Source organism: Lactococcus allomyrinae, assembly GCF_003627095.1.
GTDB classification, from domain to species: Bacteria; Bacillota; Bacilli; order Lactobacillales; family Streptococcaceae; genus Lactococcus; species Lactococcus allomyrinae.
Genome location: NZ_CP032627.1, coordinates 1,491,990 through 1,517,504 on the forward strand (window position 1 = coordinate 1,491,990; position 25,515 = coordinate 1,517,504).

Genomic DNA, 25,515 nt, shown 5'->3' on the forward strand with positions numbered 1-25,515 from the left:
GTCTTGGTTTTTCAGGTTAGTTCATTACTCATCTTTTTCAGAAACTTCTTTGCTCTCTTCATTCAATTGCGCTTTAATCGTTTCAAGTTGAGCTTGAAGTGCTTCTTTTTCGGAGGGCTGTTCTTCCTCGTCTTCCTCATCTTTACGGCGTTTCCACAAGAGGAAGAAGAGGAAAAGCAGGGCCAAAAGAATCAGGATTATTCCCATCCAAATCAACCAGTTTTTATACCAAGCTTCTGGTTTAACCGTGACATCCTTAGCATTTAATTTTCTTGCCGTCTCTCCAGAAATTGTAAAGTCTCGCGTAAATTGCCAGCGATAATCAAATTTCTGCGCTTTACCTGCCGCATCTTTAGATGAATACTTTCCATTTGCATCTTTTTGGCCATAGACCGTCATTGTTAAACGATACTTCCCTGCCTCAAGACGCTTTCCTTCACCAATCGCAATAGGATAATCAAAATTAGTATTAGGCGCCATTTGCATCATTTCTTTATTTGCAGTATAGGACAAACTCGTATTACTTAAGCCCTTAATCGTTGCTTGCGCATACATTTGATTAAGGTATCCTGCATTTGGATTTTGTAGATTAGCATTGATGACATTTCTATAATTCACTTGGCCTGGGGCCACAGCGTTCATTTTTAAATCTGGTGCAACCACTGTTTTATCTTGTTGCATCAAAAGTGCAACGACATACGCATATTTATTTTGAATACTCAACCCTTTAGATTTGGAAGCTGTTGTGCCAGAATCTTTTTCTTTAAATGTAATCCCACCTGCGATAACCCCTTTAAAAGTTTCATCAGGCATCTTAACATTAATTTTTACCTGTTGTGATGATTTAGGAGTAAGGGTAATTTCTTTAGGCATCGTCGCATAGTCTGCAAGATTATACTTTAAAGTGCGATCTGGCTTAATCTTATTCGGAGAATATTCGATGACGCCATTAATATTCGTTGTCGCACTTGCGATTGCTTCTTCAACAATTACCGTTTTCTCTGTTGAGTTTTTGAGCGTAACCGTTAAAGTCTGAGATTGACCAGGGTTCATTTCTAAATTGAAATACCCACTTTGACCGATTTGATTTTCTGGGAGAACGGGGTTCACCGAGAAGTTAAACTCATTGGCATAAGCCACTTTACTCATTGCTCCAAGCGTAAAGATTGTCGCAATTAATAACAAAATTTTTCTATATTTTTTCATTATTCCCTCTTTCTAAAAATGAAGTGATCATTCTATTAGTAAATCGTTGTCTTACTATAAATATAAAATAAGTCCGTTGTTCTAAATGGAAAGCAATTTCCATTTAGAACAAAAATATAAATTAACCAATCCTTCTATTAATTGGTTGGTACATCATTGAGAGACCAAGTCAATTGTCCTTCGTAAGTTCCTTTTTCTTGACTCTGCACAGGGATATTCAGTTGAATCCCTTGTCCAGTGCCCGAATTCCAATTTTGATTCAAATTGAATGTCCCTGTTGTTGGTGCTGTATTTGCGTAAATTTGCATAGCAGCACTTGTAATTTGTTGACTTCCTGTTCCATCCTTGAAGATAAGATAGGGAGCAAGATTATTTCCGTTTGTGACGCCTTGCAAATCTTGGGTTTGCGCAACGGTAACGGCCCAAGGTTTAAGCCCTGTTCCTGTACGAGTATCCGTGACTGTCACATCACTTGAAGGACTTTGTGCCCAAGCAACCAAAGGTTTGGGACTAACATTTAATGTTCCAAAGTCATACATCGTAGGAGTGGTTAAACTAATTGATCCAAAGCTTAAATTAATCGTGATTTCTTTTGATACCCCATTGTAGGTATAAGTTACAGGATCGATATTCCCATTTTCATCAATGATTGGATGATCAGCCGTAATGGTTTGTAAAGTGCCGACTAAATCTACTGGAGTAGAAATCGTTGGATCTTCTATTGTCCCATCTGCTTTGAAGCCCAAGGCATAAGTCCAATTTCCATCTAAATCCGCTTGATTTTTAAGCGCATGTGCATCATCCCCTGTCATACTTGTATCATAAGCATTCACAGCAGTCTGATGATCTGAGGAAATAACCGCAGCTTGTGGAACAACAACAATATTACTTTTAGCCGTACTACTTCCCAGTGTCCAAGTCATTGGAACTTCTGCATAAGATTGACCTTGCGCATTTGTCTCTGAGGAAGTAGGATCTTGAATACTTGTACCTGCAGTGTTAATGCTCGATAAAGTCCCAGCACTCACAGTAATATCAGACATTACTCCGACCCCTTTCAAACCAACTATTTGTTGGAGTTGAGCCTGAGTCAATGAAGAAGCATTTGTCTCTGAACTTGTATTGGGTAGGATATAATTTCCTGCACTCAACGAAGTTGTATTATCTGTGACCACATTTTGAATAATATAACTTCCAAAAGTGGTTGGGTCATTTGAGCCATCTTGTTGGTTGCCTACGAAGTAGTCTTTGGTTGCAAAACTCCGCGTAGCCCCTGTTGTCCCCGCACTAACGTCAAAACTAGGGTTTGTTTGTGGGTAGTTGTTCAAAACTCGTCCGTCAAATCCTGATGCTGTTCTAGATTTAATATAATATGGAGACTGACTTGTGAACGTAAAGGGATTAGTTGTACTATCACTATATCCCATGACATACATTACTTTCATAGAGCTAGCATTTGTATCAGCTGCAACTGAAGCCCAAGCCTGCATGGCTTGCCCCGCAACAGGTGTACCTGTTGTAATATTTGATTTCAGATGATGTTGCCAGTAACCGGAACCTGCATCTCCTGTCATATTATATACACGAATTTGCCCAGGAACCACATAGCCAATCCATGTGGGATTGCTAGGTGATGAGAGTGAATTTATTGTATAATCCCCTAGAAAAGCGTAATTCCTTGTTATGTCAACACCTGAGAAGTTATCAGGTGTAATATTCGCTGCACCAGATTTTGTGGAGGCATCTCCACCATTGAAAGTTAACACAGGAAATCCTGATTGTTGTCCCCAATAAGCTCCACCATAACTATTGCTAATGTTTGTAGGAGGGGTACCTGTCGGATTCCAGAACAAATTCCCATTATTAGTTGACATATCCAAGTCTGAAAGGTTAATTAATCCCGATGTTTGAACATAAGGGGTAGAGAGTGTAGCATTTGGATAAACAATGAGTTTACTACCAGATACAACAGATGATGTGGAAGTAATTCCAAGCGTGGAATTACTATCCATTTGAATCGTTCCGTGCTTCGCATATGTCGCCGCATGGGTCGCAGCTGTAGCTCCACCCCCGTTTTTAAACGAACCTGCTACATTAACTGTAGCTTGTGAGGTAAGTTCTGCACTATTGAAATTAATCAATGAACCATTAATTGTGATTGGATTGTGAGAAGTGTTATTTCCTAGAGTGACTATTGAGGTATTAGTATTGGCCGATGCAATAGCATCTGTCAAATTATCACTACTTCCACCTGAAGAGACCGTTCCTGAGATAGTTGTTCCATCTCCGACTTCAATATTGGTATTATAGAGCTGACCAGATGAGGGCATCGCAACGTAATTTGTTGCATAGAGAGAACCTACTGTGTTTCCGTCTGCATTAATATTCATATTGATGGTTCCAATATTAGTATATGTGCTGCTTGAACCATTAGATTGACCATCACCATAAATGACAGCTCCATTCAAAACATTACCAGAAGAAGAATTTGCAGAGATATTAACAGTGATACTATTATTTACTCCCGAACCGACATGAGTTGCTGTATTATTGTAGCCGGCGCCTCCTGATAGATAGGTTCCTAAAGGTAATTTAAAAGTTGAACCAGTTGCTCCTGTTAAATCCAAATTAAGTACTGTACTACCTAGAATAGATGAGCTTCCATTAAAGAATGGGCCACCACATAGTTGCTTAGTTCCTGTACGCGGACTGCCTGAGAAGTCACCACCGTAAACATTTACAGTAGAGTCACCTGCAATTGTTTCTGTTCCTGCTTGGCCGTAGTTACCACCAACTATAGCGTTGATTGTCCCATTATAAACATTGACCGTTGCATTATTAGTATTATACAAATCGCCCCATGAACCACCTGATAGAAACCAGTTTACTTGCCCCATATTAACTTGAGCTGTAGTAGATCCCCATCTAGTTGTTCCTGTGTAGCCCCCTCCTTCAAGAGTATCAACAATACCACCGTTCAAAATGTTATAGGAATTACCGACTTGGCTACCGTTAGATTGTCCACCGTAAGTCCAACGTGAAATATCATTATTATGAATTAAATAACAATCTCCATTTTGTAAAAATGCTTGACGATAGGTCCAAACGGTACCACCCCCGCCCCAAAGGTCCCAACCTGAATTATAGGCAGAAGTGATGTCGGTCTTACCATAGGCTACTGTTCCTTGAGAAGCAAGGGTTGTTTCTGCTGTTCCCCCCATTGCTGTACAATATACAACGCCTGCTCCTCCAACAGAGTTGTCAGGATTAGACGTTCCTGCTTCAAGAACAGATTGACCTTGAAGATATCCGTTAGAACTTGCACCGTAAGAATATCCCGTCCAGTCATTGTTACCTCCACCAGCAGTGGTGGACATAACTCCTGATTGTTCCCATGTATAGATATTTCCATAAATGGCATTACTTGTTATTTTCTGAGCATTGGAAATAACTGTACTTGTAGGAATTTGTGCATAGGCTTTTGCATCAGTGACTGTAACAGCACTATCTAAACCAGTTTGACTTCCCAAACCCCATTGAGCTGGAGAAATTTTTAATGAATCATGTCCATTCCCACCAACAACACCATATACAGCTCCTGCTGTACCTGTAGAAAAGGCTGATTTTATGTAATTTGTAATATTGGCATAAATAAGCCCCTGTGCTGCACTTGTCGTACTGGTAGCCGCACCATATGTATTTGCAGTTCCAGAATTAGCACCTGTGAAAAGAGCTTGCCCCGTGGTAAACGCTGAGGTGTCGTAGCTATTGGAAATGACATTTCCTGCACCTAATGTTCCGATATTACCTTGGAAAGAGCCACCGTTATAATCAGAAAAAGGGGAGGTACCATTAATATTACTTGAAGTGCTTGTCCAACCTCCAGCACCAGTTAGTGTATTATAAATAGAACCCGAGATATTACCATAGCAAGCACCACCTTGATAGAGTTGATAGCGTGCATTAGTGCTTGTTGATTTAACATAGGTTGTAACGGTTCCATTTACTTTTACTGGTGAAGCAGACGTTCCAATACCCCCTCCGTAAATATTTGTTACTTGAGCAGCAATTGCACCATTGATATCCAAGTTAGTATTTCCAGAGATTGTTGCTCCAGCCGCACTCCCCCCTGTTACATTAGTGAGGGTTGACGATGCCTGAGTAATCGTAACATGAGTATCTCCAGAGATTGTTCCACCAGATGAATTACCGCCATAGATGTTCCATCCTGCCGTCCCACCTGTCGCTCCAATATAAACATTCGTACTCCCCGAAAGGTTTGTATTATCTGTCCCTCCATAAATATTTGGAGCACCAGTAATCCAAGAACCATTCGTTGTCGCAAAAGCATTCCCTTGAGCATAAATATTATCACCGCTAGCAGCGACAGTCACATTACGGAATATCGTAGGTACTCCAAAATAAACATTGTTCGGTAGGGTTACGGTGTAATTTGTCCCCGATGCTTGAGAAGTATTGGAACTGGTCAAAGCATCTGCTGGGTTAGATACCCATGTTAAGCTTTTAGCATGACCAACAAGTGTACTAAACGTCATACTGGTTGCACTTGGTGCAGAAACAGGAGCTTTGACTAATGAATTATTTAAAGTTGTATTACTGCCAAAATAAAGTACAAAATCTGAAGTACTCGCATTAGAGGCGCTATACATCATGTATAATGCTTGTTGAACACCTGCATCCGTTGCGGGAAAACTACCGAGAACTGTACCGTTCTGAACAGCAGTAACCTGATTTGCTGGTAAAGTTAATCCACCTATACTTTGTTGCCATCCAAAACTATTGGGAGCAATTGCATCACTAACTGTGTTTTGAGGAAGGGGGGTACGACTAGGTTGTGAAACTGATTTACCATTAAAAGTACTACTAGTGGGAACAACGCTTTTAAGCATGGTACTCATACTAGTATTAGACGTTGTCGCTCCTACTTCTTGAGGTGATAACATCTTCCCAAGAGATGTTGGCGTAACACGTCCGCTACTAAAAGCTTGAGGAATCGCCCCCAGGTTCATAGATGGGACCAATGCTAGCAACATTGCAAAAGTCACAAGTTTAAATTTGTTTTTTCTTTGCATGAAATCTCCCTTACTTGTTTCTCACCACTAAACATATTATTAAAAAATTAGTTAGCAGGTGTGTCATCAAGGGTCCATGTAAGGTCTGCTGTATATTGAGCTGCACCAGCTACACCCGCTGGAACTGCGAGTGTTACGGCTGTATCTTTGGTTGCACCATCTTTGCCACCAAAGTCAAGCAAGCTGTTACCTGAACCATGTCCTGCTGTTGCTCCAAGGATTGTTCCCGATTGAACACCTGGTGTCAATACTGTTGATGCTGCTGAAATATCGGCTGGATTTGCTGTACCAGCACCTTGAATTTCTGCATCTCCAAGTGTAATTGTTGCACCAGTAAGTGTTCCATGACCATTAGCAACAAGCCCTGCATCTGAAGTAGTGAAGTCAGTCATTTGTACTTTTAAGTTCCATCCAGAGAATGTTCCACGGTTATCCGCAACTTGAACATAGTTTGTACGTGTGGTACCATCGTCCAATTTTTGTGCTGCTGCATTATAAACTTCTGCTTTATTGCTGACTGGATGACTACCAAAATCAAAGCTTGATGCATAAACAATCGTCAAACCGCTATCTGGCATTGTTGGACCTCCAGGGTTAACACCATCTGGTTCTGTAGGAGTGACGGGAGTAGTTGGATCTTGTGGGTCAACTGGTCCTGTTGTGTCGGTACCAGGTGTGAATGTAACTTCACCTTGTGAATTGTATACTTGTGTTGTTGCAGCACTAGCAATTTGTGGCGCAATGGAAGCGGCCAAAAGTCCAAGTGTGGCTAATGAAATATATTTTACTGCTGATTTAGACATGAAATTGTCCTGCCTTTCTGAGATATAAATAAGTTTTTATCGCTTACTCCTCTTGTATTAAGTTGGAGTATTCGTTGGTAAATCAGATAATATCCAATTTAGTGTTGTGGTATAAGCTGCTGCATCTTTTGGTGTCGTACCAGGTACAAATAGTGTTACATCTGGGGTGAGACCATCCTTCGTAATACTAGTTTGACTTCCCCAACGAATCACCCAAGTCCCTGCACCTTCACCAGATGTAGCAAGTGCGACTTGCGTTTCTACACCTGGAATTAAGCTGAGTACTTCTTGAGCTTTGGGAGCAGATGCTCCATTTGTAGATGCTGGAACTGGGTTTTTCAAAGAAATCGCAGAGCCGTTAAGCACTTTATATTTCTGGGGACCTGTACCAACTTGCGTAAATTGAGAAGTTTCTACAACTTTTAAAGCCCAACCCGAAAATGTGCCACGTCTGTCTGTTACTTGGACGTAATTGGGCGTTAAAGTCTCTGAATTAAAATACTTTTGAGCTTTCGCAAGATAGGTTTCATCTTCATTTGAGATATCGTGAGTTCCAAAATCAAAGCTTGATGCAAAATCGATTGTAAGTGGGCCATCTCCGCCAGGAGTAGGTTTTGAACCGTCTGGATTCTGTGGATCTACAGGAAGGGTAGGATCAGGTGTATTAGGATCTACAGGGGGTTGAACACCACTTCCTGTACTAAATCCAACAATTCCCTGTGAATCGTAGGTCTGTGTCGTGGCGGCGTAAGCTTTATGGGCTAAACCCAATGAAATCAGGATGAGAGGCACGCTTAACAATGTTATTTTTTTCACAGTACCCTCCTTTTCATGTTATTGAGGTTAAGCAAATGACTTAGTTCCCTGGAGCATTCGTTAATGACCAATTAAGTTGAGTCGTGTAAGCTGTCGCTTTATTGGTCCCTGCAATAACTTTAAGAGTAATTGGTGATGCTGTTGATACTGCATCATTATCAAGATGAGGGCCTCCGTTTTCTTGGTAGTCTGCGTTGCCGCCAAGACCGTAAACCCAAGTCCCCATTCCTTGATTAGTGCCTGCACCTAAAATCTTAGTTGCTGCTGTCCCTACTGTAAAACTATCAGTATTAACATAACCTGGTGTTGCTGCTGTGGTCCCCTCCGTATAGCCTTTGCTGAAAGATAGCTCTGCTCCAGTCAACTGATCTCCATCTGAATTTTGAAATTGGTCACTTTCGGCAACAGTTAAAGTCCAACCATCCCATGTTCCGCGTGTATCTGTGACTTGGACATAGTTAGGACGAGTGATATCAACGTCATTTCCATCCTTATCTTTGCTAATCCATTGAGCATGTGCATAATAAGTGGCATCATTAGATGAGATCTTCTGTGTACCAAAGCTCAAACTTGACGCAAAGTCAATAGAAAGCGCGCCACCTGTCCCTGGTGCTGGGTCTGTACCATCTGGGTTCGTTGGTCCTACTGGAACTGTTGGATTTAATGGGTCAACTGGGCTAATCCCTGTATTATCCCCTTCTTCAAAGTTAACGTAACCATTAGACGTGTAGTCTCCACCTGTACTTGCAGCACTTACAGTACCAGCAATCATAGGTCCTACTACAAGGCATGTTGTCAATACTGATGCTGATTTCAGTAACATTTTATTCATGAGTTGTCTCCTTTTAAATAATCCTATTTTTAATCTGATATGATTTTATTGACTGACTGCAGATGTGTTACCTGACCAATCATTGCCTGGTACTGCTTGGAGACTCCAATATAAATCTGTCGTATAAGCTGCTGCTTTTTCTACCAAACCTGATGGAACGGTTAAACTAATTGCTGATTTTGTCGCAACTTTGGATTGGTCTGAGGTGTTTGCAGTATCTACTGATGCTGCATCATACGCATCTACATCACCAAAGTTGTAAAGCCAAGTTCCTGCTCCTTCATTTTCAGCTGCTGAAACAAGTTTAGTCGCTACACCTGGTGTGAGTGAACCTGAGGTCACAACATCACTTGGTGTACCTGAGGTAATTCCGTTCCCACCTACAATTGTTCCACCAGTGAAGTTAATTTGTGCTCCAGTAAGTGCATAACCTGCATCTGAAGAACTACCAGAGCTCAAGTGAAGATCTGAGGCTTGGGTCAAGGTCAACGTCCAGCCTGCCAGATCTCCTGATTGGTCAGTTACTTGCGCGTAGTTGGGTACGATTTTAGTCGCATCATCTTTATCTACTACCATGTCAGGGTGAGCATAATAAGTTTGTGCTTGTGTAGAGATTGATTGTGTACCGAAGTAAAGTGTTGAACCATAGTCAACTGTCAAGTTCCCTGGTGCTCCTGGGGTGCCTGGATCCACGGGAGTGACGGGATTCGTTGGATCAGTGGGGTCAAGGGGGTCTACTGGCCCTGTACCTGCTTGCAAAGTAAGGTTGGCACTAGAAGTATAGTCACCACCAGTAGTCGTTGCTGCACCTGCGGTAGAAATAAGCACTGGTCCTGCAATTAAAACTGTTGCTAATAGTGCTGAAGATTTTAATACTAATTTGTTCATTAACTGTTTCTCCTTAAATGTTAATCCATTAGAAATAAATTATTTTTCAAATGGTGAGTAATAAAACTTTGGCTTTAGTATTTTCCTATATGGCTTCCCTCCTTTTATGCTTTTTATAAACTGTAATGAGGAATAAAAGAATCATTCCTGCAAAACTTGTTATAACTGAAGAATTTGTTGCATCTCCCGTTTTGGGAAGAATACTTTGCTCCTTAGGAAGAGTTGGTTTAGATTCCGCAGGAGCAACATTCTCACCACTTGAGGACGGGGGCGTTGTCCAAACACCTGTAAACCCTACACGGCCTTGCGTGTTATACTTTGTTTCGGCTGCGTGAGCATAAACTGTAGGCATCATTAAAAGCAACAGAAGCAATGCAAATAAATGTTTTTTGTTCATTCTTTCTCCTAATTTTTCTCTAGATTGAGAAAGCGATACTCTGTTTTTCTAGGCAAGTGATATCACCTATGTTAAACAACTAATTTTTAAAGTTTCATCCCTCCTTTTTTAAAAACACCTTCCTAGTATGAGCATAATGTTCTAGAAGTACTATTTCAGAAAAATCATAATTTTTCTGAAATTTAGTTTTTCATAGTATAATATAGTGAATGAATATCTCTATTAAATAGATAATTATTTTTAAATTTTTAATCCAATTCGATTCTATGTTGTACTGAGATTACCTAAAACGGAAGTTGTTATATAAAATAATCTTCACGAAAGGGTTGAAAAGATTACGATATTTTTATATAATATTCTTGTAACTAATTAATGCTTTTCTATTTTATTGCATAATATCTAGTTGTTTTTATACTCGCTTTCAAACTTTTCTTTCAGAAAAATTATGATTTTTCTGAAACTAACATTATCGCTGACCCCTGTGGTTAAGCCTTTTTTATTTTTATTACTCTAAAAAAATAATTAGTTAAAATGTTCTGATTCAAACAAAACGTTTATTACAAAATCTTTTTACTTACTACTTTTTAGCTCCAAATCCCTTATGATTACGTTAAGAAAAAAGTCTACTTCTTCATTTAAGAGATTTTATCTTAAAATTTGGCTCTTTTTTTAAATTTTTAATGCAATAGCTACTCTTATTCCTATTAAAAAATTAAATTTTTTGTAACATTAGATATAATTAATTCGTTATAAGTGTTTATTAAAATAAAAAAAGCGTAAAATCTACGCTTTCGATGTATTACCTTTCTGTCAGTACTGACAGATTTTTTATTTATTTCCCTTCATTGTTCGATTGAAACGATGATGTGAACGACCATAGCGGCTAATCCTCCGATGAGGTTTATGAGTTGGAACTCCATTTTCCTCAAAATCTTCAAACTGCTCATCTTCTTCTCTACCACTCAGAACTTCATGAAGTTTAAGTAATTCTTCGCGTTGTTTCTCTAGCATTTTTTCACCCCCACTTATAAAAATAACTTTCTCTATAAGTCCTTTCTTCTTTCTAATCTTAATATAATTATCTCATTTTTATCTTATTCACCAAAACAATACACAACTGACAAAAAAGGTTACTGACAGAAAAACTATCAGTAACCTTTTTCTCTTAATTCTGAAATCATCTGAACGTAAAATTCCATTACATCAAATCTTTTAATATTTTTGCGGCTCAAGTCGATCATATCACTATGCGAAATTCCCATTCTTCCTTTCGGTCTTAATATGCCTAGAAAATTTCCCCATTGCATTGACTTTGTTGCAACAAGCCCATCATTATCACCAGCGATTGGTTTAATAATTGCATAGCCGAGATTTAATGGGAAAGATGCTGACCTCCTAGATTTCATTGATGAGCCAATGCTTTGATAATAGACATATGGTGAATCTGTCATTTTTCTATTTAACTGTCCACAGCGTTCAGGGGTTAGTTCTTTGATTGACTCAACAAAATCACACTGAGTATCTCCCAATCTCATAAATATGTTCGAATACTTATTACCTATTTTTGTCACAATTTTTTCTGGTGTCATGGATAATACTTTCCCCGCTAAATCCGAACCATAGTGTGGACTATTGATTGTCGTAAGACTTGCGACATAAGGAGCGAGCCCTAACACAGATATAGCATACCGACTATCAATTCCCCCTTTTGAATGTGCGATGATATTCACTTTGCTTGCGCCAGTCTGAGCAAGTATACTCAAAATTTTATCCCTAATTTGTATCGCAGCTTGCTCGACAGGAATAGATGATTCATGTTCTCCATAAAATATCTGGGCTCCGTTATCTTCAAGCGCTTCAGGAATTCTTCCCCAATAATTAAATATTTCCCAATCTCTAAAAAATATTCCATGTATCATAACAATTGGATACTTTGTTTTGCAAACTTGTTTTTCTTTACGCTTTTGATTGAGGATATATTTTTGATTATCAAAAATGAGTTCTTGTTTTATTTTCACACTTGCAAAAGTGGAAAAGATACTGTTAATAAATGGCATCCACCAAAAAGATAATAAAGCAATTCTGAGCAAAAGCCCAATTTGTCGTGATATTGTAAAACTTCTTATCAAGCCATTGATAACTAAAAAGTAACACAATAAAAGACTCACAGTAAAATTAGTTAAAAATATTACCCAGTGTATTGGATAGACTGTTATTATAGAGAGGTATATTAAAGCTTGAACTAAAAAGACCACTGCAGATGATTGCAAAATATCATAGCAAGCACTTAATTTAGTTAATTTTTCTGCTGGATATTCCGTGGTTCGAGGATTAAAATTATAAAAAAAGTAAAATAAGGTTAGCACAATTCCTATTAACCCTTTAATATAAAAAGCTCCATTGAATCTTGTTAAAATGATGGCTTGATTGACTGATAAAATTAGAAGAATCCAAAATAATATTTTTTTGAGCATTATCATACTTTAACTATAACAAAAACAAAGTAAAAAATCCCTGATAATCAGGAATTTTCTAATATTATCTAATTCTTTGTAAATAGTCTTGGTAGGACTCTGTATCCATTACTTCTTTAGCATTGTGAACACGATCTTTTGTTGGTGGTTTTACACCTTCTAAAGGATATTTCCAGCCCAATTCTCGCCATTTGAATTCACCCATTGTATGATAAGGAAGTATTTCAAACTTCAAGACATTTTTGAGTGTTTTGACAAACTCGCCAAGCTTTATCAAGTCTTCATCATAGTCTGTTTCTCCTGGAACAAGAACATGACGAACCCACATGGCTTGCCCACGGTCGGAAAGATACTGAGCAAAGTCAAGAATGTTATCTACTTTATTTGCAGTTAAATCTTTGTGACGTTCAGGATTAATCTCTTTCAAATCTAGCAAAACAAGGTCAGTATAATCTAGTAACTCTGCGATATGTTCCGTCACATAGTCATCTGTCATATAGGGTTGACCCGCGGTATCTAGTGTTGTATGAACTCCAAGAGACTTCGCCACTTTGAAAAGAGCGGTCACAAAATCAATTTGAAGGAGCGCCTCACCACCTGATACAGTAATTCCGCCTTTTTCACCCCAAAAACCTCTGAACCGTAAAGCTTCGTCCATGACATCGCCCACTGTTCTCACAGTAGCTTTATCAGATTTCATCGCCCAAGTGTCTGGATTATGGCAGTATTTGCAACGCATCCGACAACCTTGAACAAAGACAATGAAACGCACACCAGGTCCGTCAACTGAACCAAAAGATTCGGTGGAGTGGATTAACCCTGTCACTTGTTTAAGTTCTTCTATATTTTCAGACATACTCTTCTCCTTTAGATATAAGAAAGGTTCCTCCAGAAATTACGAAAGCAAAGAAAACTAAAGTATCGCTCAATTATCTAAGCTTCAGTCGTTAGTCATTTGTATCGCTTCTTTTTTCGAAATTTCTAACCTTTTCTCACCCAATTGACTAATATACTATTTAACTTCCAAAAGACACTTTTTAGAAATTAAAATTTGCGTCTTGCTTTGCACTCATATTTACTAATAAAGATAACTTCAGTATCGCTATTATAAAGATATTGGAGTGAACAGACTCAATCATTCGGAAGTCATTTATACCTTATATCATACCGCATTCGACAATATTTGGCAAATTAAATCATAAAAGCTCCTAGCAATCTAGGAGCTTTTATAATTATTCTTCAATTTCTTCTGGGATAACATCAAACTCAACACGAAGTTTGACAATCCGTTTTCCATCAACTTCTAAACTCGTCAATGAGAAATGGTCTTCTTCATTATCTACTTTGAAGACAATTTGTTGACCTTTTTCTGGAATTTTTCCTGTTGTTGCTAAGAAATATCCTGCAATCGTATCAACATCATTGCTCTCCAAGTGGGTGCCGAATTCTTCATTGAAATCATTCAAAGTCATTTTCCCTTGAACAACATAGAGATTTTCACCGATTTTGAAGACTTCTTTTTCGGCGATATCTGTTTCATCATCAATTTCTCCGACGATTTCTTCGAGCAAATCTTCTAGAGTTACAATCCCTTCCACACCACCATATTCATTGAGTAGGATTGCCATTTGGTTTTGAGTTTTTCTCATTTGACGCATCAAGTCATCAACGAAGATTGTTTCTGGGACAAAAAGAGGTTCTTGAAGTATATCTCTAATGTTTAATTTATCAAAGCCATGTTCAAAGCTGGCTCTCAAAAGTTTCTTCACATGAAGAATACCTAATATATTGTCTTTATCATCATCATATACTGGAACACGAGAAAATGATTCCCCAAGAATAGCCGTAATATTTTCATGTGTATCATCATTGATGTCAATCATAAAGGCATCTGTCCTAGGCACCATAATTTCACGCGCTACAAGCTCATCCAGACTAAATACACCTGTAATCATTTCGCGCTCTGTGTCATCTAGAGCATCATCATTTGTATTTAAAAGATATTCAATCTCATCTCTGGTCATGCTTTCATCAACATCATCAAATTTCATAGGTGTCAATCGACTCAATAAGTTAGTGGAACTTGCTAAAAACCAAACAAAAGGTTTCATTACCGCTCCAAGAAATTGAATCGGTGGTGCAACTCGCAAAGCCAATTTTTCTTTTAGGTTTTGTGCGATTCTCTTTGGATAAAGCTCACCAAATACCAATGAAACATAGGTTAGGATAGCCAAAATGATAATTTGCGAAAGCGTGCGCGCTAAAGCTGTCCCACCCAAAAGAGGGGTCAAACGTGATGCTAAAGCATCAGCTAGACTTGCCCCAGCCAAAATATTAATCAGGGTAATCCCTATCTGAATTGTTGATAAAAAATTACTTGGTTGGTCAAGAATTTTGACGAGGTTAATATACTTTTTATCACCTTCACTTGCCTTTTGTTCGACCTTTGTCCGGCTCAGGCTGACCATTGCCATTTCACTGGCTGAGAAAAATGCGTTTAAAATCGTCAAGAAAATAAGTAATAAAATCTGCAAGAGTATCGATACACTCTCGGGATCAGGGTTTGACATTGTTGCTCCTTGAAATAAGATGTGAGTCCAACTGTTTTGAAAGCTTGAAAAATAGGAAAGCTAGATGTTCTGCCGCAGACAGGTTCATAGCTTTATCTTTTTCACAGCTTTCATGGAGGGCGAACTCAGTTATAAGATGTAAAATTATCTCTTGCATTCAGGGTAAATTGCCATTTTATCTAGACACTAAAGTGACTAATTAATGAGCAAAGGTTTTAAGAGACTCCCACTGAATAAGCTTTAACTTTATTGTTATGCTACTTTTTAACCTAGAAAACAACTGGATAATTTTCTAGGTTAAAAGATGCTAGATAAGACTTATTATATCATATTTTTGTTATTATTTTGAAAGAATTCTGCGTTGTTCTTTGTGATTTTGATAGAGGCTATTAAGGAATTTTACGATTTCTTTGACCAAACAGTAGGCTGGCACTGCAATAATCATACCGATAATTCCGTATAAGCTTCCTGAAATCAGCATGAGTACCATCACTGTGACTGGATGGACTTTAACTGCCGACCCAACAATCTTAGGATAAACGAGATTCCCATCAAGTTGTTGGAGAATCAAAACGTATGCGACAGCAATTAATGCTGTCCACGGATGATTGAAAGCAACAGTGAATACCATTGGTAGGACACCAATATAGGGTCCTGCATATGGAATCAAGTTGGTAATTCCTGCGAAAAGTGCAAAGAGGAATGCGTAAGGAATCCCCATAATCAAATATCCGATAAAAACGAAAATGAAAACTAAAAGTGCGTCAAGTGCGACACCTGAAATATATCGCGAAATGGTCCGGTTCATATTTTCAAGTAATTCAAAAATATTGAGTTTGTCTTCTTTCAAGATATTTTTGCGTAAAAACGGAAGAATTTTTTCTCCATCTTTTAACATATAAAAAAGTAAGATTGGCACCAAAATCATAACCATAACAATGCTTGTAATAATGCTTACTAGACTTCCGACACTTATTGTAATGCTATTTAAAAGGTTATGAAGAATGTCTGTGTAAGAGATATTCAGGCGGTCAACCAAGCTATTAACGTCAATTTGTTGGTAAAGTTGAGAAAATCTTGGATTATGTTGAAGATTTTCAACCCATGTCCTCACTTCTGGATAAATTCGTGTACTAGCATTGATAAGTCCTGTCAACTGTCCTACGATGCTTGGAATAATAGAAGCAATAGCATAAAAAATCATTGCTGCAATGAGGATAAGTACGATAAAAATCCCAAAAACTTTTTTGATTTTTAATTTTTTCTCCATGAATATTACGACAGGATTGAAGACATAGTATAAGAAACCTGAAATAATAAATGGGATAAATAGTAGAGCTAACAAGGTTTTAACCGGTTGAAAGACGAATTGGATTTGGGTCAGTAGAAAAATTAATAAGGCTACAGCCAAAATCTCAATTGTCCAGAAAAATAATTTACTATTTTTAAACATAAATTCCTATATTTTCTTTGTTTGGACGAGTGATAGTGATGGGATAAGGGTGAATAGTTTTGTCAGCATACTGACAGAATTTTTATTCGTCAATCTCATGCTCGCGTGAGTCACATGAAACTGTCAGTATGTTGACAAATTTATTATACTAGTTCATCTCTAAACGACACAGTTGTTTAGTAGTTAAACTGCAAATATACTGCCTTGCGCTTGTGCAAGAAGTGGTTTTCGTAAGACGCAACGGTTGCGACTTTATAGGATAGCCATTTGCGCGTAAGCAGCTTATGGATATGCTAATTGTTTCACCTAGTCGCATAGTGGACATCAACAACGGAGCAGAGTAATTTCTAAAAACATTTTAGAAATTAAACAGTACTAGAACAATTTTCAGACTATTTATATTATAATAAATCAAAGACTATTAAGCAATCTTTGCTTTTTATGCTAAGACATTAAATGAGAAAAGTATTGCTTTTTCCAATCGCTTAAGGCAGTATAACTACCATTTACCTAGCTAAACGGCTAAAATTGTTTAGAGATTAACTCGTATAAAAATGATGAGGTCAATTCTGTTTTTGAAAAATTGAGCTGACTTCATGCTAATGTTATAAATTATTAGAAAGTCCTCCCTAAAATTATGGAAATTAAAATCACTCGTGATACAATGTCTGACATTTATTTTGATGCGTTACGTATTCGAAACCAAGTTTTTGTCAAAGAACAAGGCGTCCCTTATGAGTTAGAAGTTGAAAATCCTGTTGAGGAGGCTTCTGCTGTCCACTTTGTGCTTTATATTGACGGCAAAGCCTATGGTACGGTTAGACTCCTTGCTAATCTAGACAAAAAGTCGGGACTAATTCAACGTATGGCGATTCTTAAAGAAGGACGTGGCAAGGGATACGCTAATGTTTTACTATGCCAACTTACAGAATTTGCAAAGTCTTCAAACATTGATATACTTGAATTGCACGCACAACTCTCCGCTCGTGGTCTCTATGCCAAACATGGTTTTTCTGAGGTGGGAGAAGTTTTTGAAGAGGCAGGTATTCAGCATATTACTATGGAAAAAGCGCTCTGATGAGTGCTTTTTTACTGACGAAAACTCTGTCAGCACTGACAGAATCACTTTGTCATAATTTCTTGAACAATTCGCTTCAACTCTGGTAAAACTTCTGGTTCAAACCAATCATTCTTAGCCATCCAAATATTATTACGTGGGCTAGGATGAACAAGCGGAAAGTATTGAGGAAGGTAAGATTTAAAATTGCGGATAACATCCGTTGTTTTTTCTTTTGAAGACAAATGCAGATAATACTTTTGGGCATAAGAACCAATCAAGACTAAAAGTTCCATCTCAGGCATTTCATCCAATAATAATTGATGCCATTTTTCAGCAAAACCCTTGCGTGGTGGTAAGTCGCCTGATTTTCCTTTACCCGGAAAGTAAAAATCCATCGGAATAATCGCAAGTTTATTGGAATGATAGAAAGTTTCACGGTCAATTCCCGTCCATTCGCGCAAACGATCCCCAGAAGGGTCGTTCCAATACATCCCGCTTTCCTGTGCTCGTATGCCTGGTGCTTGACCTATCAGGCAAATCCGTGCTTCTTTGTGCACCGAATAAAGTGGTTCAATCCCATTTGCCGTGTATTCCGCATTTTGTGGGTCTGCTTTTATTGCCTCAAAAATTTCTTGAAATTTATCCATTTTCCACCTTTTTCTCTGCAAATCATCCTTTTATCAAAGCTGTCAGTACGCTGACAGCTTTATGCGATTCACGCAAACATGGAATCGACTGACAAAACTTCTGTCAGCATACTGACAAATTCATTTCTCTAATTTTGCTTTCAAATAGTGTCCTGTATAGCTGTTAGCAACTTCGGCAACTTCTTCTGGCGTTCCTTTAGCAAGAATGGTACCACCACCAGAGCCTCCTTCAGGTCCGAGATCAATGATATAATCTGCTGTCTTGATTACATCAAGATTATGCTCAATGACAACAATCGTATTTCCTTGGTCAACCAAACGGTCTAAAACTTTAATCAAAGTTGCAATATCTTCTGAATGAAGCCCCGTTGTCGGTTCGTCCAAAATATAAAAAGATTTACCCGTGCTTCGTTTTTGTAATTCAGATGCCAATTTCATCCGCTGCGCTTCACCACCTGAAAGCGTCGTTGCAGGCTGACCGAGTGTAACATAGCCCAATCCGACATCAACAATAGTTTGCAATTTACGTTCAATTTTTGGAATATGCCGGAAGAAATCTAACGCATCAGACACACGCATATCCAACACTTCCGAGATATTTTTTCCCTTATAATGCACTTCCAAAGTTTCGGAATTATAACGTTTTCCATGACAAACTTCACAAGGCACATAGACATCCGGCAAAAAGTGCATTTCAATCTTGATAATTCCGTCACCTGAGCAAGCCTCGCAACGTCCGCCCTTGACATTGAAAGAGAAACGTCCCTTTTTATAACCACGAATTTTTGCCTCATTCGTATTGGCAAACAAATCACGAATATCATCAAAAGTTGAAGTATAAGTCGCAGGATTTGACCGTGGTGTCCGTCCAATCGGAGATTGGTCAATATCAATCAAGCGCTCAATACCTTCATAGCCTGTCAATTTCTTGTACTTCCCTGGTTTTTCAGAATTATGATTCAATTTTTGAGCTAAAGCTTTCTTCAAAATACTGTTGACTAGCGTTGATTTTCCAGAACCAGAAACCCCTGTGACCGCTGTCATCAATCCAAGAGGAAATTCAGCATCAATATTTTGTAAATTATTTTCTCTAGCACCGACAACTTTGACCATCTTTTTCTTATCGACCACACGCCGTTTTTCGGGTACTGGAATACTGCGTTTGCCTGCCAAATACTGTCCTGTCAGGGATTTTTTATTTTTCATCACTTGTTTTGGCGTACCAGAGGCAATGATTTCACCGCCTAAGTCCCCCGCACCTGGTCCAACATCAATCAACCAGTCTGCCGCCATCATGGTGTCTTCATCATGTTCCACCACAATCAATGTATTGCCCAAATCACGCATTTTTTGCAAAGACTCAATCAATCGGTCATTGTCTCTCTGATGAAGCCCAATCGAAGGTTCATCTAAAATATACAAAACGCCTGACAAATTTGACCCAATCTGTGTCGCAAGTCTTATCCGTTGAGACTCACCACCTGATAAAGTTCCACTAGAGCGTGATAAGGTCAAATAATCTAGCCCTACATTTTTCAAGAAAGTCAAGCGATCTTTAATCTCTTTCAAAATCGGTTTTGCAATAATTTCATTGTTTTCAGATAAATGAAGCGTTCCCACATAGTCAAGCGTATCTCCAATTGACAAAATAGAAAATTCTGCAATATTTTTTTCACCAACTTTGACAGACAACGCTTGGTCATTTAGGCGGTAGCCGTGACAAGTTGTGCAAGTCAACTCTGTCATGTAAGCACGCGCCATTTCACGTGCCGACTCTGTCATTCCAGATTGAAAACGACGCCATAGATTAGGAATCACACCAACAAAAGTCATATCTTGGTCGCGCAGTCCAAAATCACCTTCATGGTAAAAATGAAACAAACGTTCGCCAGAACCCTGCAAAACTAGCTCCTGATCTGCCACAGACAATTCTTCCCAAGGTGTATCTAAATCTACACCAAATTGTGTCATTGCTTGCTCTAAAAGTGCTGGATAATAAGTGGAGGCTTTACCATACCAATAAACAATCGCACCTTCGCGTAGAGTTTTTGTACCATCTGGAATAATCAAATCCACATCAGGTTCTAACTTAACCCCTAAACCATCACAGTCAGGACAAGAACCAAATGGTGCATTGAATGAGAACAAGCGTGGCTCCAGCTCAGGCACCGTAAATCCACAAACTGGACAAGCATAAAACTCACTAAATAAAAGTTCTTCGCCGTCCATTTTATCTACAATCACATAACCTTCTGCTTGGTGAAGTGCTGCTTCAACAGAATCAAATAGACGTGAACGAATACCTTCTTTGACTACAATACGGTCAATGACAATTTCAATATTATGCTTTTTATTTTTATCCAGCTCTGGTGCATCAGAGACATCATAAACCTCGCCATTAACACGAACGCGAACATAGCCATCTTTTTGAATCCGCTCAAACATCTTGACGTGCGTTCCTTTTTTACCTCTTACAACAGGTGCAAGGATTTGCAACCGTGTTTTTTCTGGTAGTTCGAGGATTTGCTCGACAATTTCTTCAACAGATTGGGCGGAAATTTTTCCATGTCCATTGATACAATAAGGTGTACCAGCACGGGCATACAAAAGACGCAGATAATCATTGATTTCTGTCACTGTGCCCACCGTTGAACGTGGATTTTTGCTGGTTGTTTTCTGGTCAATGGAAATCGCAGGCGACAAACCGTCAATACTATCTACATCAGGCTTATCCATATTGCCTAAAAACTGTCTGGCATAGGCAGACAATGACTCAACATAACGACGTTGCCCCTCGGCATACAAGGTTTCAAAGGCAAGCGAAGACTTCCCAGAACCCGAAACACCTGTGACAACGACCAATTTATCTCTTGGAATTTCAACATCAATATTTTTTAGATTGTGTTCACGCGCTCCGTGAATAACGATTTTATCTTGTGGCATATTTGTTTCCTTATAAATTACAAATGAATTAAGTCTATTATACCACGAAAACAAAGTCAATTCTTAACTTTGAGCACCTGAAATGGTATAATCTGATTTATGAGCAAAAATTATTATGTCTATGTTCTACAGTGCGCTGACAATACACTATACTGTGGCTATACAGATGATATAGAAAAGCGCGTAGCTACACACAATGCAAAAAAAGGAGCAAAATATACAAAATCAAGATTACCAGTCAAACTCTTGACTGCGATTGAGTTTGATAATAAATCTGAAGCTACTAAGTGCGAATGGTGGTTTAAGCACACACTAAACCGCAAACAAAAATTAACGCTAATTGAAAATAAACAGCTTAAATCTACCTTCATAAACTATAAAAACTCTCGACAAAATTGACGAGAGTTTTTGCTCTTAATTCATTTTTTCCTCTTAATCATCACCCCTAAAGTTAATAGAGCTACACCTGCAAATCCGAGTAAACTCATTATTTCTCCAGTCATGGGAAGGGACTTTGGTGTCTCAACATTTTCAGCACCTGTAATAAGTTGGTTTCTATTATCATTATCACCGCCATTGTCATTGTCATTGCCATTGTCATTGCCATTGTCATTGCCATTGCCATTGCCATTGCCATTGCCATTGCCATTACCATTGTCATTGCCATTGTCATTGCCATTGCCATTGTCATTGCCATTGCCATTGCCATTGCCATCACCAACATTTGTTAATGTAATCATATAGACCTCTGAAGGAGTACCTGTATAGAAATTTTGGCTTGCTTGATGCACGGCTACGATATAGTAAGTTCCTGCAGGTAAAGCTGTGAAACTTGGATTCTCCGTATTATTTCGCACAGTTTGAAGTGGTAGGGTCCGTGTCAAACTTTCTGTTGGATTTGTATCATAAAGACGAAATTCTATTGCATCAGAAATTTCACTCTCCCAGAAATTCTCATGACGTTTCAAAGCATCCAACACGCTTATTTCATTATCATACTTGACAAAATCTGTACCTATCGTAATCGTTCCTGTCACTTCATCAAGCTGCAATTTCTCTCCATCTAGAAAGAGTTTTGCCCCATCAAATGGAGTAATGTGCCCTACTTCAAAAAGCTCATTTACATCAAAACTATAATTTTCCGTTGCTTCACGAGCATTAAGACTTGTTATCGCCGTTGCCAAGATATAATTATTGGAGTTCGTTCCAGTACCAAATTTAAGCGTCAAACGATTGTCGTCCGTTTCATCACTAGTCACAATTCGATTATCTACAAAATGCCCTAATTCATCATGAGCAGTAACATACGGGCTAGCAAACGCAAGTGTTCCCAATACTTCTTCGCGCTCATATCCTTCACGAAAATCAGGCTCAATCCCTGTAATATTCTCCTTTGATAAATCAAAACCAATCTCTTCTCCAGATGCAACGCCTTCGACTGTGGGAAGACTCAATATTCCGCTCTCATCAGTTTCTGATGAAATAACACGAGTTCCTGTGAATATTTTTCCTGGAATATAGCCTTGTGAAACCGAAAGAACTGCTGGGATAATTGTCAATTCCGCTTCTGCCTCTGCCTGAGCAAAACTATGTTCGGCTTTAATCGTATAGATTCCTACATCCGCGCCACTCAAGACAAGCTCATCACCGTCACGAACAAGTGTCCCATGCCCTGAAGTCAACTCAAATACTGTATCGTCTAAAATACTGTCATGAAGTTCAAACAAGTCTGAAATAGCAATACGGATTTCCTGTCCTTGATAAGTTTGCTCAAGCTCTTTACCATCAATCAACCCCTCTTCAATGCTTGGAGCTGTAATTGTTGTGGTAATCTCTGGCTGGGTCGATAAACTATAGTTTCCTGCACGTTCTCCCACCAAAGCAACGAGTGTATCATCTTCTGGAACAAAAATTCCTGTCCCCACATTAGCACTAGGAACATCACCTACTGTATGTTGTCCTAACATTCCAATAAGATTATGAGAAACGTAGTCTTCATCTTCTGGAAGCAGACCATCAAACATATCGTCTAGCATATCATCATCTGTGATTTCAAAGTCTGGTGTCCCATCCCATACTTTTGTTAGCGCTAAGTCACTAATATTCAATGCTTTCGGTGTAACTGTGATATTAGCTTCAAACCAATTTTGTCCTTCAGATAGACTACGTGGGTCAATATTTGGAGTAGCAATAACTGTGATTTCTCCAACTGTTGTCAAGTTAAGAATAATTGACTGTTGATCTGCTGATAAACTAGCCGTACCTGTAATTGATCCGTCTGCATTTTTCCAAGAAAAGTTATATTGACTGATATTTCCCATCACCCCTGTCGGAGCATAGAAAGTTTGGAATAAATCAGCAGCAGCCAAAGTAGTATTGGCACCGTTATAAGTCACTGGCTCTATTGTAGTTTCTCCCACTGTCGCAATAGGTAATCCATCCGTTTCTGGTCCAAAGCCTAACATGGGATAACGCTGTTCTGCATTCCACTTCCATCCCGTTTCATTAAAGCCCCATGCGGTAGGATTTTCTGTATAAGTTTCTCTAGTTCGCAATAGTCCTGCATGAAGTGGCGCACCATGTTTACCATCCGCATCATCATCCACTATCACATCTGTAGGGAGAACCATCCGAGACCAACGGTAATTGTTGGTAATAGTACTTGAATTAACTCTACCTACAAGCACTCCAACCTCTTTCGGTGCAGTATTAGGTGCAGAAATAACTGGATTCATAGCGTAACTATCAGTAAGCTTGTTAGTAGGTGCGTAACTTTCAAATCCTCCCAAAACACCTCCTGCAATAGAAGATGTCCCTGTATTACTTACGCCAGCACCAAGTCCCGTTGAAGTTACCCTACCAGTTGCATAGAGTCTTGTAAACTCCCCGTAACCTGCACCAATAACTCCGCCCACAAAGCTTCGACCTTGAGTATTCCCCGTTGCGTACACATCTGAAATGCTGGTACCTCGAGCTAATCCAACTGCTCCACCCACATGGTCGAGTCCTCCAGTAACATTTCCTTTAGCATAGCTTTTATATATATATCCAGTACCTATCCATCCTACTAATCCCCCAAAAAAGAAACCTGATACTGAGAACTTCCTGAGGCCGATACATTTCCAGTTGCATAGCTATCCGAAATAACTGACTGTTGTCCAGTACCACTGACTGCTGAACCTATCATTCCTCCGACTACATATCGCCCTGATACATTTCCAGTTGCATAACTATTAGTGATTATTCCATTAGCTAAATTTCCTGCAAGGCCCCCAAGATATTCATCACCTAACACATTTCCAGTTGCATAACACTTCGATATAGTTGCGCCATTACTATAACCAATTAAACTTCCAACTTGTCTTGTGCCATAGGCATTAATCGAGGAGGAACAATCTGTAATTCTAGATTCTCCCTCAATATAGCCAATCATTCCTCCAATATATGCGACATAATTATTAGTTGCGCTTGTAGAAGTTCTAACTTCTCCGCCATTCATTCGAATATTGGAAAACTCTCCTCCTCCCGTCTGATAAGCAACTAGTCCACCTGCACTCACTCTGTTACTAATATCTCCTGCGATCGTTGAATTAACATATATATTGTTTAGTGTGAGGTTTTTAAAACTCGCTCCATTAGCATATGCGAATAATCCTACTCTTGCAATAGCTGCACTTATAAACAATCCTGAGATTGTATGGTTTCCTCCATCTAGGTTCCCTCTAAATGGTGAAGAGGAAGTTCCAATCGGTGTCCAACCTCCACTCAGCGTAATATTGTTGACCAGCTTATAGTGTGCATTTAAATCATTACGAATATTGTCAAAATCCGTTGCATCAGCTACTAAATACGGATTGGTTGCGCTTCCATCTCCACCTGAAAAAATAGGAGTAATCTCTTCAGATTTCGGAGTGAAACTTTCTTCAGTAATTTGAGTCAGGTTTCCTTTTGCAATATCCTCTAGTGGTTGATCTCCGAAATTTTTTTCTCCATCCTCTGCTATTTCTTTTTCGGTTTCTTGCACAGGTTCATTGATACTATTTTCCGCTTCCTCAATCGTTGAATCAGCTGTAACCAATTCTGTTTTGGTGTTTGTTTCAATTTCCTGAACGCTCGCATAAATTGGTGCTGCTTCTGATAAAATCAATGTACTCAAGAGTAGAGCAGATAAAACTTTCTTTTTTTGCATCATTTTCTCCTTTTGTTTTAATTCATTTATTATTTTCTCATATTTTTCTAAAAAAAAAAAAAAACAAAATGTATTTCATCTAACAAAACCATTAGAAAAAAATAAACAAAAAAGGTTAATAAATTCAGATTTATCATGATTTAT

Annotated in this window: 18 protein-coding genes; 2 read left to right on the forward strand and 16 right to left on the reverse strand. The window is 38.6% G+C overall.

Annotated features, from left to right (window positions below; all coding sequences use genetic code 11):
* Positions 1–24 precede the first annotated feature (24 nt).
* From D7I46_RS06940 to D7I46_RS06995, 12 genes are all read right to left on the reverse strand, one after another.
* The gene (locus tag D7I46_RS06940) at positions 25–1,206 is read right to left on the reverse strand and encodes a WxLIP family cell surface protein (protein WP_120772242.1); all 1,182 of its coding nucleotides are present in this window, start codon (positions 1,204–1,206) and stop codon (positions 25–27) included.
* A gap of 137 nt (positions 1,207–1,343) precedes the next feature.
* Entirely contained in the window at positions 1,344–6,299 is a 4,956-nt protein-coding gene (locus tag D7I46_RS06945; RefSeq protein ID WP_120772243.1) for a beta strand repeat-containing protein, read from the reverse strand.
* A gap of 47 nt (positions 6,300–6,346) precedes the next feature.
* Positions 6,347–7,102 carry a WxL domain-containing protein gene (locus D7I46_RS06950; protein WP_120771752.1) on the reverse strand — a complete coding sequence of 252 codons (756 nt, stop codon included), beginning with the start codon at positions 7,100–7,102 and terminating at the stop codon, positions 6,347–6,349.
* A gap of 57 nt (positions 7,103–7,159) precedes the next feature.
* Positions 7,160–7,918 (reverse strand): WxL domain-containing protein, encoded by a 759-nt coding sequence (locus D7I46_RS06955; protein WP_120771753.1) that lies wholly within the window; start codon positions 7,916–7,918, stop codon positions 7,160–7,162.
* A 40-nt stretch (positions 7,919–7,958) separates the two neighbouring features.
* Entirely contained in the window at positions 7,959–8,750 is a 792-nt protein-coding gene (locus D7I46_RS06960) for a WxL domain-containing protein (protein ID WP_120771754.1), read from the reverse strand.
* Positions 8,751–8,795: 45 nt separating this feature from the next.
* Positions 8,796–9,638 carry a WxL domain-containing protein gene (locus D7I46_RS06965; RefSeq protein ID WP_120771755.1) on the reverse strand — a complete coding sequence of 281 codons (843 nt, stop codon included), beginning with the start codon at positions 9,636–9,638 and terminating at the stop codon, positions 8,796–8,798.
* Positions 9,639–9,723: 85 nt separating this feature from the next.
* Complete coding sequence (locus D7I46_RS06970; RefSeq protein WP_120771756.1) at positions 9,724–10,035, reverse strand: LPXTG cell wall anchor domain-containing protein; 312 nt, start codon at positions 10,033–10,035, stop codon at positions 9,724–9,726.
* Positions 10,036–10,863: 828 nt separating this feature from the next.
* Positions 10,864–11,046 carry a hypothetical protein gene (locus tag D7I46_RS06975; RefSeq protein ID WP_120772244.1) on the reverse strand — a complete coding sequence of 61 codons (183 nt, stop codon included), beginning with the start codon at positions 11,044–11,046 and terminating at the stop codon, positions 10,864–10,866.
* A 137-nt stretch (positions 11,047–11,183) separates the two neighbouring features.
* Positions 11,184–12,509, reverse strand: a complete 1,326-nt coding sequence (locus D7I46_RS06980) for an esterase/lipase family protein (RefSeq protein WP_162930848.1) — start codon at positions 12,507–12,509, stop codon at positions 11,184–11,186.
* 64 nt (positions 12,510–12,573) lie between these two features.
* Complete coding sequence (gene pflA, locus D7I46_RS06985) at positions 12,574–13,365, reverse strand: pyruvate formate-lyase-activating protein (RefSeq protein ID WP_120772246.1); 792 nt, start codon at positions 13,363–13,365, stop codon at positions 12,574–12,576.
* A gap of 376 nt (positions 13,366–13,741) precedes the next feature.
* Positions 13,742–15,079: a hemolysin family protein gene (locus D7I46_RS06990; protein WP_120772247.1), complete on the reverse strand. Its 1,338-nt coding sequence runs from the start codon at positions 15,077–15,079 to the stop codon at positions 13,742–13,744.
* Between the two features lie 340 nt (positions 15,080–15,419).
* Positions 15,420–16,532 carry an AI-2E family transporter gene (locus D7I46_RS06995; protein WP_120772248.1) on the reverse strand — a complete coding sequence of 371 codons (1,113 nt, stop codon included), beginning with the start codon at positions 16,530–16,532 and terminating at the stop codon, positions 15,420–15,422.
* Positions 16,533–17,169: 637 nt separating this feature from the next.
* Between D7I46_RS06995 and D7I46_RS07000 the strand changes: the two genes are divergently transcribed.
* Positions 17,170–17,610 carry a GNAT family N-acetyltransferase gene (locus tag D7I46_RS07000; protein ID WP_120772249.1) on the forward strand — a complete coding sequence of 147 codons (441 nt, stop codon included), beginning with the start codon at positions 17,170–17,172 and terminating at the stop codon, positions 17,608–17,610.
* A 44-nt stretch (positions 17,611–17,654) separates the two neighbouring features.
* Here the strand turns inward: D7I46_RS07000 and D7I46_RS07005 are convergent, their stop codons facing one another.
* Together D7I46_RS07005 and uvrA are read right to left on the reverse strand one after the other, a co-directional pair.
* Positions 17,655–18,239, reverse strand: a complete 585-nt coding sequence (locus D7I46_RS07005) for a uracil-DNA glycosylase family protein (RefSeq protein WP_120772250.1) — start codon at positions 18,237–18,239, stop codon at positions 17,655–17,657.
* Positions 18,240–18,359: 120 nt separating this feature from the next.
* Complete coding sequence (gene uvrA, locus D7I46_RS07010) at positions 18,360–21,182, reverse strand: excinuclease ABC subunit UvrA (RefSeq protein ID WP_120772251.1); 2,823 nt, start codon at positions 21,180–21,182, stop codon at positions 18,360–18,362.
* Between the two features lie 99 nt (positions 21,183–21,281).
* Here uvrA and D7I46_RS07015 point away from each other — a divergent pair, with 99 nt between their 5' ends.
* Complete coding sequence (locus tag D7I46_RS07015) at positions 21,282–21,581, forward strand: GIY-YIG nuclease family protein (protein WP_120772252.1); 300 nt, start codon at positions 21,282–21,284, stop codon at positions 21,579–21,581.
* A 20-nt stretch (positions 21,582–21,601) separates the two neighbouring features.
* Here the strand turns inward: D7I46_RS07015 and D7I46_RS07020 are convergent, their stop codons facing one another.
* Together D7I46_RS07020 and D7I46_RS07025 are read right to left on the reverse strand one after the other, a co-directional pair.
* Positions 21,602–24,178, reverse strand: a complete 2,577-nt coding sequence (locus D7I46_RS07020) for an LPXTG cell wall anchor domain-containing protein (RefSeq protein WP_120772253.1) — start codon at positions 24,176–24,178, stop codon at positions 21,602–21,604.
* A 71-nt stretch (positions 24,179–24,249) separates the two neighbouring features.
* Positions 24,250–25,374, reverse strand: a complete 1,125-nt coding sequence (locus tag D7I46_RS07025) for a GLUG motif-containing protein (RefSeq protein ID WP_120772254.1) — start codon at positions 25,372–25,374, stop codon at positions 24,250–24,252.
* Positions 25,375–25,515: the final 141 nt, after the last annotated feature.